Origin of the sequence: Bacillus sp. FSL K6-3154 (assembly GCF_040869395.1) — a bacterium.
GTDB classification, from domain to species: Bacteria; Bacillota; Bacilli; order Bacillales; family Bacillaceae; genus Bacillus; species Bacillus safensis.
The window spans coordinates 2,245,424-2,259,877 of sequence record NZ_CP152033.1 but is presented as its reverse complement, the minus strand read 5'-3'; the positions used below and the strand labels follow the sequence as shown (position 1 = coordinate 2,259,877).

Genomic DNA, 14,454 nt, shown 5'->3' with positions numbered 1-14,454 from the left:
TCCCTCCTAGCGAAGCCACTTAACAGCTTGTATCTCCGTTCCTTGTTCTGGTGCAGAATCTAATTTAAATTCATCCATCAGTCGTCTGACGCCCGGAAGACCTGCTCCGAGTCCGCCTGATGTTGAAAATCCGTCTTCCATTACTTTACGTATATCCATGATACCTGGCCCCTCATCGGCTGCGATGACTTTGAGTCCACGCTTTCCGCGCTCCATCACTTCATCTATACAAATCTGACCTTTACCAGCGTATAAATAAATGTTTCGAGCTAATTCTGAAATGGCCGTCGTAATTCTTGCTTGGTCAACTGTTCCAAATCCAAGTTCTTTTGCAACATTGCGCCCCAATTGTCTTGCTGCGACTATGTCCCATTCCGTCAATATTCTTACACAGGATTGGTCTTTCATATCTATTCCCCCAATTCCCGCTTCAGTGTCTCAAGCCCTTGTTCAAGATCTAGTGCTGTCTGAATTTCTTCAAGCGATATTCCAAGTTCAATCAGCGTCACAGCGACTGCCGGCTGTATTCCTGTTAATACAACTTTTGCCCCCATGAGCTTGGACATCGTGATCACATCACCTAATACCTTTGCAATAAAGGAATCAATCATGTCAACGGATGTGAGGTCAATGACAACACCGTTTGCTCCTGTTTCATGAATTTTATTCAGCAAGTCTTCTTGAAAGTGGAGAGCTGTTTGGTCATCAAGCTCCCACTGTATCGAAATCAGAAGACAGTTATATAGTTTTAAGATTGGAATCTTCGGGTGATTTCTCACTGGGTTATCCCTCCAATGAAACAATTTTTCGATTTGTCATTTCCAAAGCAGTTTGAATTCCTTTTTGAAGGGTATTCTTTGTTGTAACTTGAGATAAATCAATTCCAAGGTTCACAATGGTTTGGGCTATTTCTGGACGAATACCGACAAGCAAGCACTTCGCACCTACTAATCTCACAGCCTCTGATGCTTGAATGATATGATGCGCCACCATTGTGTCAACGACAGGTACACCCGTAATATCAATTAAGACGACTTGTGAGCGATGTTTGACGACACCGTTGAGCAGATTCTCCATAATTTTTTTGGCACGTTCTGTGTCAATTGTTCCAACAAGCGGCATGACGGTAATGTGCTCAAATACTGGGATCAGCGGGGCAGAAAGTTCCTGCAGCGCAATTTTTTGAAGGTTGACTGTTTTCTCCCATGAGATGGAATACTGGTTTAAGATCTCGTTATGAATAGGTGTGATGAATCGATCAATTTGCCAGATGAGGTCATGACTTTCTTCTGTTGTATCTTTGTCATCGTTCATTTTTTGATATAAATGTGAACGGATTTCTGTTAGACCATTTGCCAGTAACTTAAGTGATATACCCATTTGAACAATTTTTAAAGCAAAAGTTTGCACTTTTTCTTCAAAATCTTCAGCATACCCTTCTGAAAGAGATGTAATGATTAATTGAACATATTCCGAACAGATGGTTTCATACATATTGTCGTTCAGCATCATGTCCGTTTCTTTTTCTCCGAGTCGTTTCAGTATTTCCGTCCACTCTTTTTGTAATTCCTCTCGATGCTCTCTTGCAAAAGCTAACACGATATGATTCGACATGTTTTACCCCCTACGTACATAAACAGCACTTCTTTTAGTCTTCCTTCATTATAACGTTAATAAAAATTGAACACAAAAAAAAGTTGCTCCCAAGAGAGCAACCAAATCTCACCATATTAAAAATCAATAAGAGCCAAACTAACTTGTAAGGCTTCATCAACCTTCTCCATCATCTCATCATCAAGATGTGTGATTTTATCTGTCAATCTTTGTTTATCGATTGTACGAATCTGCTCCAAGAGAATGACAGAATCTCGCTCAAAGCCGTAGCGCTTTGCATCAATTTCGACGTGAGTCGGTAATTTCGCTTTTTGTATTTGGGCTGTTATGGCTGCAACGATAGCAGTCGGGCTGAAGCGATTTCCAATGTCATTTTGAATCACCAATACTGGGCGAACCCCGCCCTGCTCGGAGCCAACAACAGGAGATAAATCAGCAAAGTAAACATCACCGCGTTTAACAATCAAATGTTTAACCCCCGCTGACTAATCGCTCAACTGTATTCTCAGCCTCAAATTCTGCGTATTGTGCCTCTGAAGAGATATTCAGATTAATTTTCGCCATCTCCATGTAGCCGCGTCTCATCGATTCACGATTTTGTCGAATATTACGTTCACGAATATACGTTTTTGTCGCTCGGTAGATCAATTCATTTCTTGTTACCTTATCCTGCTCTGCTACTCGTTCGATTTCAGACATCAAAGCCTCCGGTAGTCGAATCTTCATTTCGTTTGTTGCGCTGGATTCAGACAAAAAACATACACCTCCACAAAACTTACGGATACCGTTTCGATCCATTCCAAGACTAATCATACCATTATTCAATGCGCAAGCAAAGCTGTTTTTTCATGATTTCTTATTAGAACATGAAGCGGCTGTTCACCCGTAAATCAAAGATGATAATGGAGTTCCTCTTTCACATTATACGCTTTTTTCCGAAAATCATACGGTATTTCCAAAATCTCTAAAAAAGGGAGAATGTTTACCCCTTCTTTGTAGAATAAAAAGGAACGATGTCAGTTTGACGATCGTTCCTGTGAAAGCTGCTTAGAAAAAGCTTGACCCGCCTTGAAGCAGCGGATTCCGCACATGCACCCTTTTGCCGTCCTCTATATATACTCTTGGGACGCGGTGGCCAATGGAGCAAGTGACTTCATAGTTAATGGTTTCAAGCCTTTTTGCAATTTCATCGACTGATACCATTTCTTCACCTTGTCCACCAATCAAAACGACTGGCTCCCCTGCTGAAAAATTCTCTTTCAGTTCAACCATGAATTGATCCATACATACCCTTCCGGCAATCTTCCGGCGCTTTCCGCCAACAAGTACTTCCGTGCCTGCCAGCTTCCGGATCCACCCGTCTGCATAGCCGACTGGTACCGTACCGATCCATGTATCTTGATTGGCGGTATACGTCGCCCCATAGCTGACACTCTCACCCTTTTGAATGAGCTTCACATGGGCGAGCTTTGTATGAAGAGACATGGCTTCTTCCAGCTTGAAAGGAAGTTCATCTTTGATTTCCTCTGATGGTGACAGCCCGTACATACTGATGCCGAAACGAACCATATTAAACAACACTTCTTTAAACCTTAAACCCGCTGCACTATTGGCACAATGAACGAGCAGCTTCTCCGTATGAAGCGGCTGAAGCAGGGTTTGAAAGGTGTCGACCTGCCGATCAAAATAGTTCTCATCCTTTTCATCCGCGGTCGCAAAGTGAGTAAATACACCTTCCAGCTGTAAATAAGCATGCTCGCTGACAAGCTTCTTTACTTCGCTGACTTGCTCCAACGTTTTCACACCTAAACGGTTCATTCCGCTGTCTATTTTCAAATGAAAACGAATGGGTTGTCCCATCTGCCCTTTCACCATATGGGCGACTTGCCTCAGCCACTCTATGGAGTAAGCGGTCATGATCACATTGTATCGAACAGCGGTTTTGACATACTCCGGCGGTACTGCGCCGAGTACAAGAATTGGTGCTTTAATGCCTTGATTTCTTAAAGAAATGGCCTCATCTAAAAAGGCGACAGCTAACAAGTCTGCTCCTGCTTCGAGTGCAGCTCTTGCTACTTCTATATCTCCATGTCCATATGCATTGGCTTTCACAACAGCCATCAATTGAACATTTTGACCAATATGATCTTTCATATGTGAAACATTGTGCTTGATTGCGGTTAAATTAATTTCTGCCCATGTGTCTCTATAAAAGGCATTTGTGTCCATCAGTCACACTTCCCTATTGAATGATTCAATCCCTTCATATGATACTAAAAATCAAGAATAATGTGAAACAAATCAAAGAAAATCAGCCCTTGCACAGGGCTGATGCTTCATTTATCAAGGCTTTCCGCCTGAGAATCTCATTTATTTAGCTGACTGGCCTTCTACACTCTTTGCAACCATCAAAAGCTCTTCTTTCGATAGATCACTTGAGGAAATTAAGTAGTCAACTCCGTCAGATGTCCATGAGAGGGATTGATCTGTCAGAACCCCTACTGTCATACCAAGATCGACCGGCTCACCGTTCATCGTGACAGGCGTAGATGCTTCAGCTACTCGCGCTTTTTCCTGAATGAGTGTGAAGGATTTCTTGCCGCCGTACGTAATCACATAACGCTTCCCAGCATCTGTCGTCATTTCTTTCTTTTCCATCTTCTTCACGCCTTCTGGCATATCAACTGGTGTTTTCACCGCAAAGCTGTCAGATGGGTCTGCACTTGTGGCAACATCCATTTGAGAGAGTGTCATGTTTTTCTTCTCATCAAATGCATCTTTGTCAAAGGATTTATTGAATTCAAAGTGAGAGAATTCCACTTTCACCATTGGCTTTTTGTCGCTATCCAGCACTTTCACACTGGCAGGCGCCATTGTTTTCTTATGAAAGGTAATCTCTTGGGTAGGCAGCATTTGGTTGTGCTGATAATTGGTCTTCGTTTCGAACACATACTTTGACTCTTTCGCTTTGAACTGAGCTGCGCTGTCATTTTTAATATCCTTCACAAGTGATTCGAATAAATAGACCTGACTGCTATTATTCGGCCAATCACTATGGAAACGGAAGCTCTTGTTCAATGAAGGTGTCAGCACAAACACACCATTGCCATTTCTTAAAATGACTTGACTCTGATCCTTTTTCGGATTTTCTAAATAGACACGGTAAAGCTCCGGCTTTTTGTACCAAATTTCTACCTGGTACTCCTGCGGGTCATTTCCTGTCTCAATGGTCATTTTTGCTTTGGCTTTGTATGATGTCATTTCCTCTGCCTTTTTGTTTAAATCTCCAACGATATCTTGCTGAGATTTTTGACCGCATGCGGAGAGAATCAGTACAAAAAGGATTCCCGTTACAAGCAAAACAAAGCTTTTTCTCACCCTTTTCAACCCCTTCGTTAATTGTGTTAAAAGGAAGAAACCGCTTGTTTGACTTTAACAGTACGCCTCAAGAGTTAACTGCGTACCGCGAACCATCAAAGCCTGTTAGCAACTCGCCCTTCCTTATCGCACTACCCAATATATGAAGGGGGGACAAACAATATGCAGACTAGCTTGACAACCTTTCAATTAAAACTTGTGCAGCAGCATATTCCTTTGTATGGGTAATGGACACATGAACCTGATCTCCCTCCGCTTTCTTGCTTTTGATAAAGGGTTTTCCCTTATCGTCTTTTTGAATGTCTATGTCATGAAAGCTTAAATGCTGACCGATTCCTGTTCCGTATGCTTTAGCGAAAGCTTCTTTTGCCGCAAAGCGCCCTGCCAAAAATTCCAGCTGTCTTTTTTCATTGAGTGTACGAAAGACGTCCTGCTCACTTAAAGTCAAAATGCGTTCCGGTAAACGAGGCTGTCTGCTGAGTACTCGCGAAAGACGGTCGATCTCTACAATATCAATGCCTATGCCTTTAATCATGAGGTACCTCCTATGATACTCGTACTAATTTAAGTGTTCGCTTCATAAACGTGTTACTATAAACTTACCAATATCTAGTCAAAAGGGGTTTGTTATGTTTATTCGAACGGAGAGCTTTCAACAATTTATTAGATCGTATCCAATCGTAACAGCGATCCTTGCTTTACAAATTGGCCTGTGGCTTATATTTGCGGTTCCTATCCCTATTATACAGCTTGGACAGGATCATCTCGTCGGTTTCAATTATGGTGTAGCGGCTGGGGAATGGTGGCGGCTCGTTACACCTATTTTTCTTCACGGAAGTCTCACGCATATTTTATTTAATTCCATGTCCCTTTTCTTATTCGCCCCAGCGCTTGAACATTTGCTTGGGAAGGTTCGATTTCTGATCATTTATCTTGGTGCAGGATTCATTGGCAATCTCGGAACCTATTGGGTGGAGCCTTTAGAGTATGTACATGTTGGCGCTTCTGGTGCGATCTTCGGTTTGTTTGGGGTTTATCTATACCTTGTCCTGTTTAAACCGCACATGATGGACCGCGGGAATTCACAAGTGATTTTAACGATTCTTGCTGTTTCTGTCATTATGACGTTCGTCAATTCGAACATCAATATCATGGCTCACTTATTTGGATTGATCGGCGGTATGCTTCTAGCACCGATTACGCTGCTTTTCCATTCGAAAAAAAGACGCTATTAATCTCATAAAAAATGTCGATCACTCCTCAAGCAGGAGCTGATCGACATTTTTCGTTTAGGACGATTGATTTTTTTCATATGAATACCAATCAAATACACGTGCCGCATCTTCTTCCTCAAGGTGATGCACACCAAAGGAATCAAGCAGCGCAGAGGATTTCACAAAGGTGTGAATACTTGCGACCCGGCCTTTCTTTTGGAAAAAAGATTGCGTCATCGTATAGTTTTGCATTCGTTTTCTCAAGACAATGCCAGTGGTCTTGCCAATGCCTCTTGATGTCATTTGAATCAATGAATCTTTGATTGTATATCCTGATTGTTTATAAGCTAAATAGCCGAAGAATAGAGCAAGCGGTAACGGAATGAGTCCCAAATACCCCCATGGTGGAAAGCGTACCGACAGGATGACACCTGCAAGTAACGGCACAAAGCCATATGAGATCAGGTAGCGTTTGAGTGAACGCTTTGGCACTTTTTTCAGCTCTGTTTCTGGTGCTACATGATAATGATCGGTGAATTGTGACAGCAATTCATTTATTTTTTTCTTCCGAATGAGCGGAAATAAGACGGAAGAGGTTTCTTTCTCTGTAATTGAACCTCCTGCACTAACAAGCATCACGGTCGCAAAACCAAAAGGCTCACGGATAATATTCTCCTTGATTTTCACTGCTTGAATTCTCGCAAGTGGAATGGTCATTTGATGTCTCTCGATGAGCCCTCTTGTAATGATGATGTCATTCCCTTTTCGTTTTGCAGCAAAATTCGCATACTGAAGTGCTGTTACCCCAACACTCAAGATCCAAGCGATCAATACGGCAAGAAATATCAAAATCGCATAGATTTCAATGCTCGCATGGCTTAAAAAAGAGAACTGCTTGAAGAACCCGTCCAAAGGGAGAATTTCATCTATTTGCGTGTAGATGGCGAGACACCCTGAGATAATGACACCGATACCGCTTGAAGTGGTCGCAGCCAAAAGCAATTCTGGCACACCCATACGATAGGAGACATTGATTTCTTCCTGCATAGGTTTTTGCGCAGTCAAATGGCCATTCAGATCACCTGCTTCATCCGTCATTTCTTCTTCCTGCAAGCTTTTCTTCCGGTTGAAAATCGACTGCTTTAATTGTTCCGCTTCTGCTTTTGTAATCGCGGTCAGGCTCACTTCTGGACCATCCGTTCCGCCTGCCGTTTCGATTTGAACCCGCACTAAACCGAAAATCCGCTGGAAAATGCCTTCACTTGTATTAACCGTTTGAATTCGTTCTAACGAGATATATTTTTTCTTTTTCGTAATCACACCCGATTCCACACGAAATTCATCGTCTTCCATCCGGTAAGTGAATCGTCTCCATTCTAAAATGGTAAAAACGGCTTTCCACAAAAGAAGCACACCAAGAATAATAAATGCATAAAAGCGAATGCTCGAATTCGAGTTCACAAAAATCAACACGAAAAAAGGGATAATGAAGTTTTTGATCATGGATACAGCATCTGATATAAAATCAATGAACATCGAAATGGGATGTACACGTTTTGGTTCAGACATCATCTTCCGTCACCCTTGCTAAACGAGATATGTAATCACGAAGCTCATCTGCCTCTTCTAATTCTAGCGCCGGTATATCATGAACTGTGGCAGCAGTCGAAATTTGAACAGATGCCAAACGGTAGCGCCTTAAAAGCGGCCCTTGAGATGTATCAACATGCTGAACACGAACCATTGGCACAATGACACGTGTGACGCGAATGAGTCCATGCTGTATTTCAATTTCATTTTCGAATACTTCGTAGCGCCAGATGTGGTGGCGGATTTTTGGTATGAGCCAAATGCCAAAAATGACCTGTAAGACCCATAAACCAGAAAGAATCGCTCCAATCCAATATGGCCATTGAAAATAGTAGCTGGCAACAAATACCCCAATGATGATGAGTAAGAAAATCAATGAGATAATTCCATTTTGAAGACGCCATACCTTTAAACCATTTAAACTAATTTGACGTTGCGGCTGTTTTCTCACATTCTTCCCCCATTCTCTTACTTTTCTATCAATATATTACGTAACAAAGCCTAAAAAGTTTCAATTTCAGCTTGTTAAAAAAAAGCGAACCCTGCAAAGGATTCGCTCTTGTATGTTAGTTGTTATAAGATTTCTTTTGACGACGATCGTTAGAAGAACGATTGCGGTCATTTGAAGAACGCTTTTTATCACCATAAGATGAACGGCTGTTCTTGCCTTTTCCACGGTAGCCTCCGCCTCCGCCACCGTCTCTGCGTTTAGAAGAGCTGCGGTTGTTACGATGACGTTTAGAAATCATCGGTGCTTCATCTGTTAAACGAACAGGCGTTGCATCCGGCTCTTTTGTCATCATTTTGATAGCAGCTGCAACCACTGTTACAGAATCATGATCTTCCAACAATTCAGCAGCAGCTGTCATGTAGAAGTTCAAGTTGTTTTCACTGATGATTGTGCGTAGACGGTCAACTGTTACTTGCTGTTGTCCTTCAATCGCCTCATCTAGTGTAGGCTCTTTCATACGATCCATTTTACGTTTAGTCGTTTGCTCAATCGCACGAAGCATATCTTTTTCACGTGGTGTGATGAATGTCATCGCCATACCTGTACGTCCAGCACGTCCTGTACGTCCAATACGGTGCACGTAGCTTTCTGGATCTTGCGGTACGTCAAAGTTATACACGTGTGTTACGCCTGAGATATCAAGTCCACGTGCTGCAACGTCTGTTGCGACAAGAACATCGATTGAACCCTCTTTGAATTTACGAAGCGCAACCATACGTTTTGCTTGAGTCAGGTCACCATGAATTCCTTCAGCTGTATAACCTCTAAGGTTAAGTGCTTCAGTCAATTCGTCAACACGGCGTTTCGTACGGCCGAAGACAATTGAAAGCTCAGGTGATTGAATGTCAAGAAGACGAGTCAATGTATCAAACTTCTTACGTTCGTGAATATCCAAATAGAACTGTTGGATGTTAGATACAGTCATTTCTTTCGCTTTTACTTTTACGTGTTCTGGGTTTGTCATGAAACGCTCTGCAATGCGCTTAATTGGTGCAGGCATTGTCGCAGAGAATAAAAGTGTTTGGTGTTCACTTGGTACATTTGAAAGGATCGCTTCAATGTCTTCGATGAAACCCATGTTTAGCATTTCGTCTGCTTCATCTAGCACAACTGTTTCAACGTTTTGAAGACGCATTGTACGACGGTTAATGTGATCGAGTAAACGTCCTGGAGTCCCTACGATGATATGAGGATTTTTCTTGAGCGAACGGATTTGACGGCCGATATCTTGTCCACCGTAAATAGGAAGTACGCGTGCACGCTTGTCTTGGCCGATTTTATATAGCTCTTCAGATACTTGAATCGCTAATTCTCTTGTTGGCGCAATGATAATCGCTTGGATATTTGGAGACGCTGGGTCGATTTTTTCAACCAGAGGAATACCAAATGCTGCAGTTTTTCCTGTTCCTGTTTGTGCTTGTCCGATGACATCTTTATTTTGAAGACCGAGAGGAATCGTTTCTGCTTGAATCGGTGTTGCTTCTTCAAATCCCATGCGGTTAATAGCCTTCATGAGACTTTCGCTTAATTGAAAATCTTGAAACGTTATAGTCAATTTATTCAAACTCCTTCTAATTGCTGTTTCAGTAATCTCGTGAATGATCATTAAAAACTGCCCTTTTCTGAAAGGACAGGTCCATTATATACAAAGCCCGAATTACCCTACCTTATATCTTACCATTACACTATTTGTTTTTCAACAAGACAGAAATGGATATATCTACTGTTCTACAATGACAGATTCACCTTCACTTTGATCTCCGTCCATCCATTTCCACTTTTCAAACAGTTGAATTTTTCCGTTATCCAGCTGCTTTGGAGTGGAATTGCAAGTCCCGCTTCTCATACTGCCGTCCTTGCTTACATGGTGGTATCTAAAATGAAGTGTTCCATCCTCATTCACAGTTCCTACAAGTACGCCAGATATAATACTGCCGCCTTGATATGTGCCCGTTAATATATTCCCGTCCTGACGATATTGAAATATGGTTCCTGCTGATACTTCTCCGTTACTCGAATTAGACTGCGGGATAAAGGTTTTTCCGTCATATTGAAACAACCGAATCAACCACCTTTTCTTTCCTATTGTACCATATGCCTGTCACTCATTCGACAAAAATGATGCAAATTTTAACAAGTGGGATTCAATTTATATTAGTTTAGCCACATTTTAGCTTTTCTATATATTAAATTGCTTTTTTTAGAAAATGTTCTACTTTCTCAAACAATTGCTGGGCACATGGCTCATGACAAACATGATGTTTACAATCGGGCAAATAAAACATTTCTTTCTGGCGAGACGGGACTTTATGATAAATAAATTCTGCACTTGAAGCAGGCACAATCCCGTCGCTTTCACCTTGAACAATTAACACAGGCAGATGAAGCTTCTCAAGCGAATTCTTCGTTTGCTTTACCAGCTTCATAAATTCTATCGCAGCTGAGAGCGGCGTGCTTGTGAGCTTATGGCGATATCGATCATATAAAGGGTTTGTATCAATGATCCCTGACAGGGACTCCTTCACCATCTGCCTTGTGTCTTGCATCATTTGTTTTGGGTTCACATATTTAGCCGCAGCACTTAATAGGACGAGACGGGCAACTGGGTACTTCGCTGCTAAGTAAGAAGCAATCATTCCGCCCATAGAAAAGCCGATCAAATACACGGTGTCACAAGTTCTGTAAAGGGATAGAAGTTCGAGTTCAGCTGTCGCTATCCATTCTTGATAAAGAATGCCTTTTAACTGAAGCTCATCCCCATGCCCCGGAAGCGTGACAGACTGCACTTCCCAATCTGCCGTCTGTTTTAAATATTGCGCCAGCGGTTCTACTTCATAAGGGGCACCCGTAAAACCGTGGATACATAAACAGCCAATCATTCTGTCACCTTCTCACTTTTATAGTGCAGTAATGACTTCTTCCAATTTCATACCGCGTGAGGCTTTGACAAGCACAACATCGTCAGGCCCTGCCACTTCAGCTAGTTTTTTCTTCAGGTCCTCTTTGTCCATAAAGGAGAATACGTGCTCAGCCCCGAATGATTTTTTCGCTCCTTCAGCAATGAATGCACCTAGACGGCCATACGTCATGACATGATCAATAAATTCCGGCTTGATGTAACGGCCAAGTTCATAATGATACGTTTCTTCTTCGCTGCCCATTTCGAGCATATCTCCAAGTACAAGAATACGATTTGCGAAGCCGTCCATATCTCCCACAAGATCAATGGCTGCTTTCATAGAAGTAGGACTTGCATTATACGCATCATTAATGACAGTGATTCCTTTATCTGTTTTAAACAGCTCAAGACGCATCCCCGTCAACTTCGTTTGCATCAGTCCCTGGGCTATTTGTCTTTCATTCAGCCCAAAATGCTGGCCAATAGCAATAGCAGCAAGTGCATTCTTCACATTATGTTTCCCTAATACAGGAATGAGAAAACCTTGGGCATACCCTTCGACCTGAAATTCTGTTCCTTCTGCAAGCTGGTTGATGTGCGTTACCTTGATATCACAGTCCTCTGCTTCTCCAAAGGTTTTTACCCGCTGAGGGAGTGAACTTGCTCTTTCGCGAAGCAAAGGCTCATCACCTAAGTAATAAAAAATGCCGTCTTCTTTTAACCCTTTGACGATTTCACATTTGGCATCAGCAATGGCTTCTCTTGATCCTAAATCTTGCATATGAGATTCCCCGATATTTGTGATGACTGCCGCATCCGGCTCAGCGAGATTTGATAAAAATTCGATTTCGCCTTTTGCACTCATGCCCATCTCCAAAACCGCAATATCGGTTCCTTCTGGCATTGCAAGAATGGTGAGCGGAAGACCGATATGATTATTAAAGTTACCGTCTGTTTTATGAACTCGATACGCTGTCTGCAAGACGGAATGAATCATATCTTTCGTTGTGGTTTTCCCATTACTTCCTGTAATACCGACAACACGAGGGTTTTCTTCTTTTAAGTATGATTTCGCCAGCTGTTGAAGCGCAGCTAGTGTATCCTCTACAAGAATTACTGGAACGCCTTCTGGCGGATTGGCTTCTTTTTGATTCCAAAGAACAGCTGAGGCTCCTAGCTCCACTGCTTTTGAAGCAAATGTGTGACCGTTAAAATGTTCTCCGATAAGCGGGATAAACAGGGCGCCGTTTGATACTTTTCGTGTATCTGTTGTCACTCCGTGAATCTGTTCTTCGCCAAAAGCTTGATTAGATAGGGTTCCACCAGCCATTTGGGCGATTTGTTTCACTGTACGTTTGATCATGATTTTTCGCCTCTCTTTCTCATTTCACGTTTGAAGGAAAAGAGACACTACCTAAGGATAGTGTCTGCTTGCTGCTCACATTAAAAAGTTGTTTTAATGGTTTGTTTTTCTCGATGGCGTTCAATTGCAAGTGACACCAGCTTTTCAATTAACTCTGGATACTCTACACCAGTGTGCTTCCAAAGTAATGGGAACATACTAAATGGTGTGAATCCAGGCATTGTATTCACTTCATTGATCAACACTTCACCTTTTTCTGTCAGGAAGAAGTCTGCACGTACGAGACCAGATCCATCGAGGGCTTTAAATGCCTTAATCGCCATGTCATGAATCGTCTTATATTCATCCTCTGACACACTCGCCGGAATGATCAAATCTGTATCGCCATCTTCATATTTTGCTTTGTAATCATAAAAATCTGTTTTAGGTGCAATCTCACCAACGACAGAGCATTTCGGCTCATCATTGCCTAATACACCAATCTCGATTTCTCTTCCAACGACGCCTTCTTCTACGACCACACGACGATCATATTGGAAAGCGAGGTCAAATGCAGTCTGCAGTTCTTCTTCGCTGCGGCATTTGCTAATTCCAACACTTGATCCCATGTTGGCAGGTTTCACAAAGCATGGATAGCCCAGTACTTTTTCCACCTGTTCTAAGCTGACTGGTGTCGCTTTCTCGTAGTCTTTTTTATTGAAAGAAAGGTGCTTTGCTTGTGCAAGTCCTGCTTGTGCAAAAACATCTTTCATCATGACTTTATCCATACCCGCGGCAGACGCGAGAACGCCGTTGCCGACATACGGGATATTTAACAGTTCAAGTAATCCTTGCATTGTGCCATCTTCTCCATTTGGTCCGTGCAGCAACGGGAAGACAACATCAATTTTCTCATCAGCCGATGCAGGCTGTGGAAACATGCTTTCATTTAAAGAAGTTGGTAAAAACGTCTTTGCGTTCTGTTCAAATTGAAGCATTTTGACGTTTGATACTGGTTCAGTGAGTTTTTCTCCTCTTAACCATTCACCCTCTTCTGTAATATAAATTGGATGTATATCGAACTTCTCAGTGTTAAGTGCTTTTGTAACTGCAAGGGCTGTTTGCAGTGATACATTATGTTCGGCTGACTTTCCGCCGTAAATCAATCCTAAACTTATTTTCAATGGATACTCCCCCCACTAAAATTCATCTTTACTATCTTATCACTTTCAAGCAAAAATGCTCTAATTAATTTTTGTTGTTACGTAATTGAAATGATTTGTAAAGGTTGTAAGCGCCTCCCGAGCATTTGTATGTCATTCGCCTTTATTTTATATTAAAATGACATTGAAAAGGAGTTGTGACAAATTGAAAAAAATCACAAGTACTGAACAATTCAATGAAATTATTCAATCAGACAAAGAAGTCATCGTTAAATTCTTTGCAACATGGTGTCCTGACTGTACAAGAATGGACATGTTCATTCCAGACATCCTAGAAGCTTATGCTCACCATGAATGGTTTGAAATAAATAAAGATGATTTCCCAGAATTAGCTGAAACGTATCAGGTAATGGGTATTCCAAGCCTGTTAATTTTCAAAAATGGTGAAAAAACAGGTCATTTACACAGTGCAAATGCAAAATCGCCTGAAGAAGTGACAGAATTTCTTCAAGAGCACGTTTCTTAATTGATGAAACGAAGGACATCAGCAAACTCTTGCTGATGTCTTTTTTCTTTTTAAATCTCTTCATAAGACGAGCTTCACAGCCAAAACGTTTCAAATTGATGTTTCACTTACGACAAGTCATGACAAAATTATTTCCTGGGAAAGAATGCAGCGTCGAACCAGCTTGGAATATGTCGGTTACGTGAATTTTCTGAATTGAATCTTTACTTCTGACATT

At 41.7% G+C, this 14,454-nt stretch carries 17 protein-coding genes; 2 read left to right on the top strand and 15 right to left on the bottom strand.

Translation table 11 applies throughout. The annotated features are described in order from the left end of the window. Nucleotides 1-6: 6 nt before the first annotated feature. The 8 genes from MHH61_RS11525 to acpS form a co-directional block, all read right to left on the bottom strand. Nucleotides 7-408: an anti-sigma regulatory factor gene (locus MHH61_RS11525; RefSeq protein ID WP_024425390.1), complete on the bottom strand. Its 402-nt coding sequence runs from the start codon at nt 406-408 to the stop codon at nt 7-9. A 2-nt stretch (nt 409-410) separates the two neighbouring features. Next, nucleotides 411-779, bottom strand: a complete 369-nt coding sequence (gene rsbS / locus MHH61_RS11520; protein ID WP_003214235.1) for an RsbT antagonist protein RsbS — start codon at nt 777-779, stop codon at nt 411-413. A 4-nt stretch (nt 780-783) separates the two neighbouring features. After that, complete coding sequence (locus MHH61_RS11515; protein ID WP_034622604.1) at nt 784-1,614, bottom strand: RsbT co-antagonist protein RsbRA; 831 nt, start codon at nt 1,612-1,614, stop codon at nt 784-786. A gap of 116 nt (nt 1,615-1,730) precedes the next feature. Next, the gene (gene ndoA, locus MHH61_RS11510; protein WP_024425388.1) at nt 1,731-2,081 is read right to left on the bottom strand and encodes a type II toxin-antitoxin system endoribonuclease NdoA; all 351 of its coding nucleotides are present in this window, start codon (nt 2,079-2,081) and stop codon (nt 1,731-1,733) included. Between the two features lie 4 nt (nt 2,082-2,085). Continuing rightward, nucleotides 2,086-2,367: a hypothetical protein gene (locus MHH61_RS11505; protein ID WP_003214273.1), complete on the bottom strand. Its 282-nt coding sequence runs from the start codon at nt 2,365-2,367 to the stop codon at nt 2,086-2,088. Nucleotides 2,368-2,661: 294 nt separating this feature from the next. Further along, nucleotides 2,662-3,843 carry an alanine racemase gene (gene alr / locus MHH61_RS11500; protein WP_111927705.1) on the bottom strand — a complete coding sequence of 394 codons (1,182 nt, stop codon included), beginning with the start codon at nt 3,841-3,843 and terminating at the stop codon, nt 2,662-2,664. A gap of 141 nt (nt 3,844-3,984) precedes the next feature. Continuing rightward, nucleotides 3,985-5,001: a DUF4367 domain-containing protein gene (locus tag MHH61_RS11495; RefSeq protein ID WP_368004447.1), complete on the bottom strand. Its 1,017-nt coding sequence runs from the start codon at nt 4,999-5,001 to the stop codon at nt 3,985-3,987. 160 nt (nt 5,002-5,161) lie between these two features. Continuing rightward, entirely contained in the window at nt 5,162-5,527 is a 366-nt protein-coding gene (acpS, locus tag MHH61_RS11490) for a holo-ACP synthase (RefSeq protein WP_024427373.1), read from the bottom strand. A gap of 94 nt (nt 5,528-5,621) precedes the next feature. Here acpS and MHH61_RS11485 point away from each other — a divergent pair, with 94 nt between their 5' ends. Then, entirely contained in the window at nt 5,622-6,227 is a 606-nt protein-coding gene (locus tag MHH61_RS11485; RefSeq protein WP_024425384.1) for a rhomboid family intramembrane serine protease, read from the top strand. Nucleotides 6,228-6,281: 54 nt separating this feature from the next. Here the strand turns inward: MHH61_RS11485 and MHH61_RS11480 are convergent, their stop codons facing one another. The 7 genes from MHH61_RS11480 to MHH61_RS11450 all read right to left on the bottom strand — a co-directional run bounded on the left by MHH61_RS11480 (nt 6,282) and on the right by MHH61_RS11450 (nt 13,732). Next, on the bottom strand, nt 6,282-7,778 hold the full coding sequence (locus tag MHH61_RS11480) for a PH domain-containing protein (protein ID WP_034622599.1): 1,497 nt from the start codon (nt 7,776-7,778) through the stop codon (nt 6,282-6,284). Then, complete coding sequence (locus MHH61_RS11475) at nt 7,768-8,247, bottom strand: PH domain-containing protein (protein ID WP_024425383.1); 480 nt, start codon at nt 8,245-8,247, stop codon at nt 7,768-7,770. Before MHH61_RS11475 ends, MHH61_RS11480 begins: the two co-directional genes overlap by 11 nt. Nucleotides 8,248-8,362: 115 nt before the next feature. Next, nucleotides 8,363-9,862: a DEAD/DEAH box helicase gene (locus tag MHH61_RS11470; RefSeq protein WP_024427371.1), complete on the bottom strand. Its 1,500-nt coding sequence runs from the start codon at nt 9,860-9,862 to the stop codon at nt 8,363-8,365. Between the two features lie 165 nt (nt 9,863-10,027). Beyond that, nucleotides 10,028-10,366 (bottom strand): glutamate synthase, encoded by a 339-nt coding sequence (locus tag MHH61_RS11465; protein ID WP_046313963.1) that lies wholly within the window; start codon nt 10,364-10,366, stop codon nt 10,028-10,030. 127 nt (nt 10,367-10,493) lie between these two features. Further along, nucleotides 10,494-11,186: a carboxylesterase gene (locus tag MHH61_RS11460; protein WP_024427369.1), complete on the bottom strand. Its 693-nt coding sequence runs from the start codon at nt 11,184-11,186 to the stop codon at nt 10,494-10,496. Nucleotides 11,187-11,204: 18 nt separating this feature from the next. Continuing rightward, nucleotides 11,205-12,569 carry a UDP-N-acetylmuramoyl-tripeptide--D-alanyl-D-alanine ligase gene (gene murF, locus MHH61_RS11455; RefSeq protein ID WP_025093586.1) on the bottom strand — a complete coding sequence of 455 codons (1,365 nt, stop codon included), beginning with the start codon at nt 12,567-12,569 and terminating at the stop codon, nt 11,205-11,207. Between the two features lie 80 nt (nt 12,570-12,649). Continuing rightward, nucleotides 12,650-13,732: a D-alanine--D-alanine ligase gene (locus tag MHH61_RS11450; protein ID WP_368004446.1), complete on the bottom strand. Its 1,083-nt coding sequence runs from the start codon at nt 13,730-13,732 to the stop codon at nt 12,650-12,652. Nucleotides 13,733-13,916: 184 nt separating this feature from the next. Here MHH61_RS11450 and MHH61_RS11445 point away from each other — a divergent pair, with 184 nt between their 5' ends. After that, nucleotides 13,917-14,237 carry a thioredoxin family protein gene (locus MHH61_RS11445; RefSeq protein WP_012008983.1) on the top strand — a complete coding sequence of 107 codons (321 nt, stop codon included), beginning with the start codon at nt 13,917-13,919 and terminating at the stop codon, nt 14,235-14,237. Nucleotides 14,238-14,454: the final 217 nt, after the last annotated feature.

What these genes read in the sequence shown, in the direction of transcription:
- MHH61_RS11525 (WP_024425390.1), bottom strand. Translation starts at nt 408, where the DNA reads ATGAAAGACCAATCCTGTGTAAGAATATTGACGGAATGGGACATAGTC.
- MHH61_RS11515 (WP_034622604.1), bottom strand. Translation starts at nt 1,614, where the DNA reads ATGTCGAATCATATCGTGTTAGCTTTTGCAAGAGAGCATCGAGAGGAA.
- alr (WP_111927705.1), bottom strand. Translation starts at nt 3,843, where the DNA reads ATGGACACAAATGCCTTTTATAGAGACACATGGGCAGAAATTAATTTA.
- acpS (WP_024427373.1), bottom strand. Translation starts at nt 5,527, where the DNA reads ATGATTAAAGGCATAGGCATTGATATTGTAGAGATCGACCGTCTTTCG.
- MHH61_RS11485 (WP_024425384.1), top strand. Translation starts at nt 5,622, where the DNA reads ATGTTTATTCGAACGGAGAGCTTTCAACAATTTATTAGATCGTATCCA.
- MHH61_RS11480 (WP_034622599.1), bottom strand. Translation starts at nt 7,778, where the DNA reads ATGATGTCTGAACCAAAACGTGTACATCCCATTTCGATGTTCATTGAT.
- MHH61_RS11460 (WP_024427369.1), bottom strand. Translation starts at nt 11,186, where the DNA reads ATGATTGGCTGTTTATGTATCCACGGTTTTACGGGTGCCCCTTATGAA.
- murF (WP_025093586.1), bottom strand. Translation starts at nt 12,569, where the DNA reads ATGATCAAACGTACAGTGAAACAAATCGCCCAAATGGCTGGTGGAACC.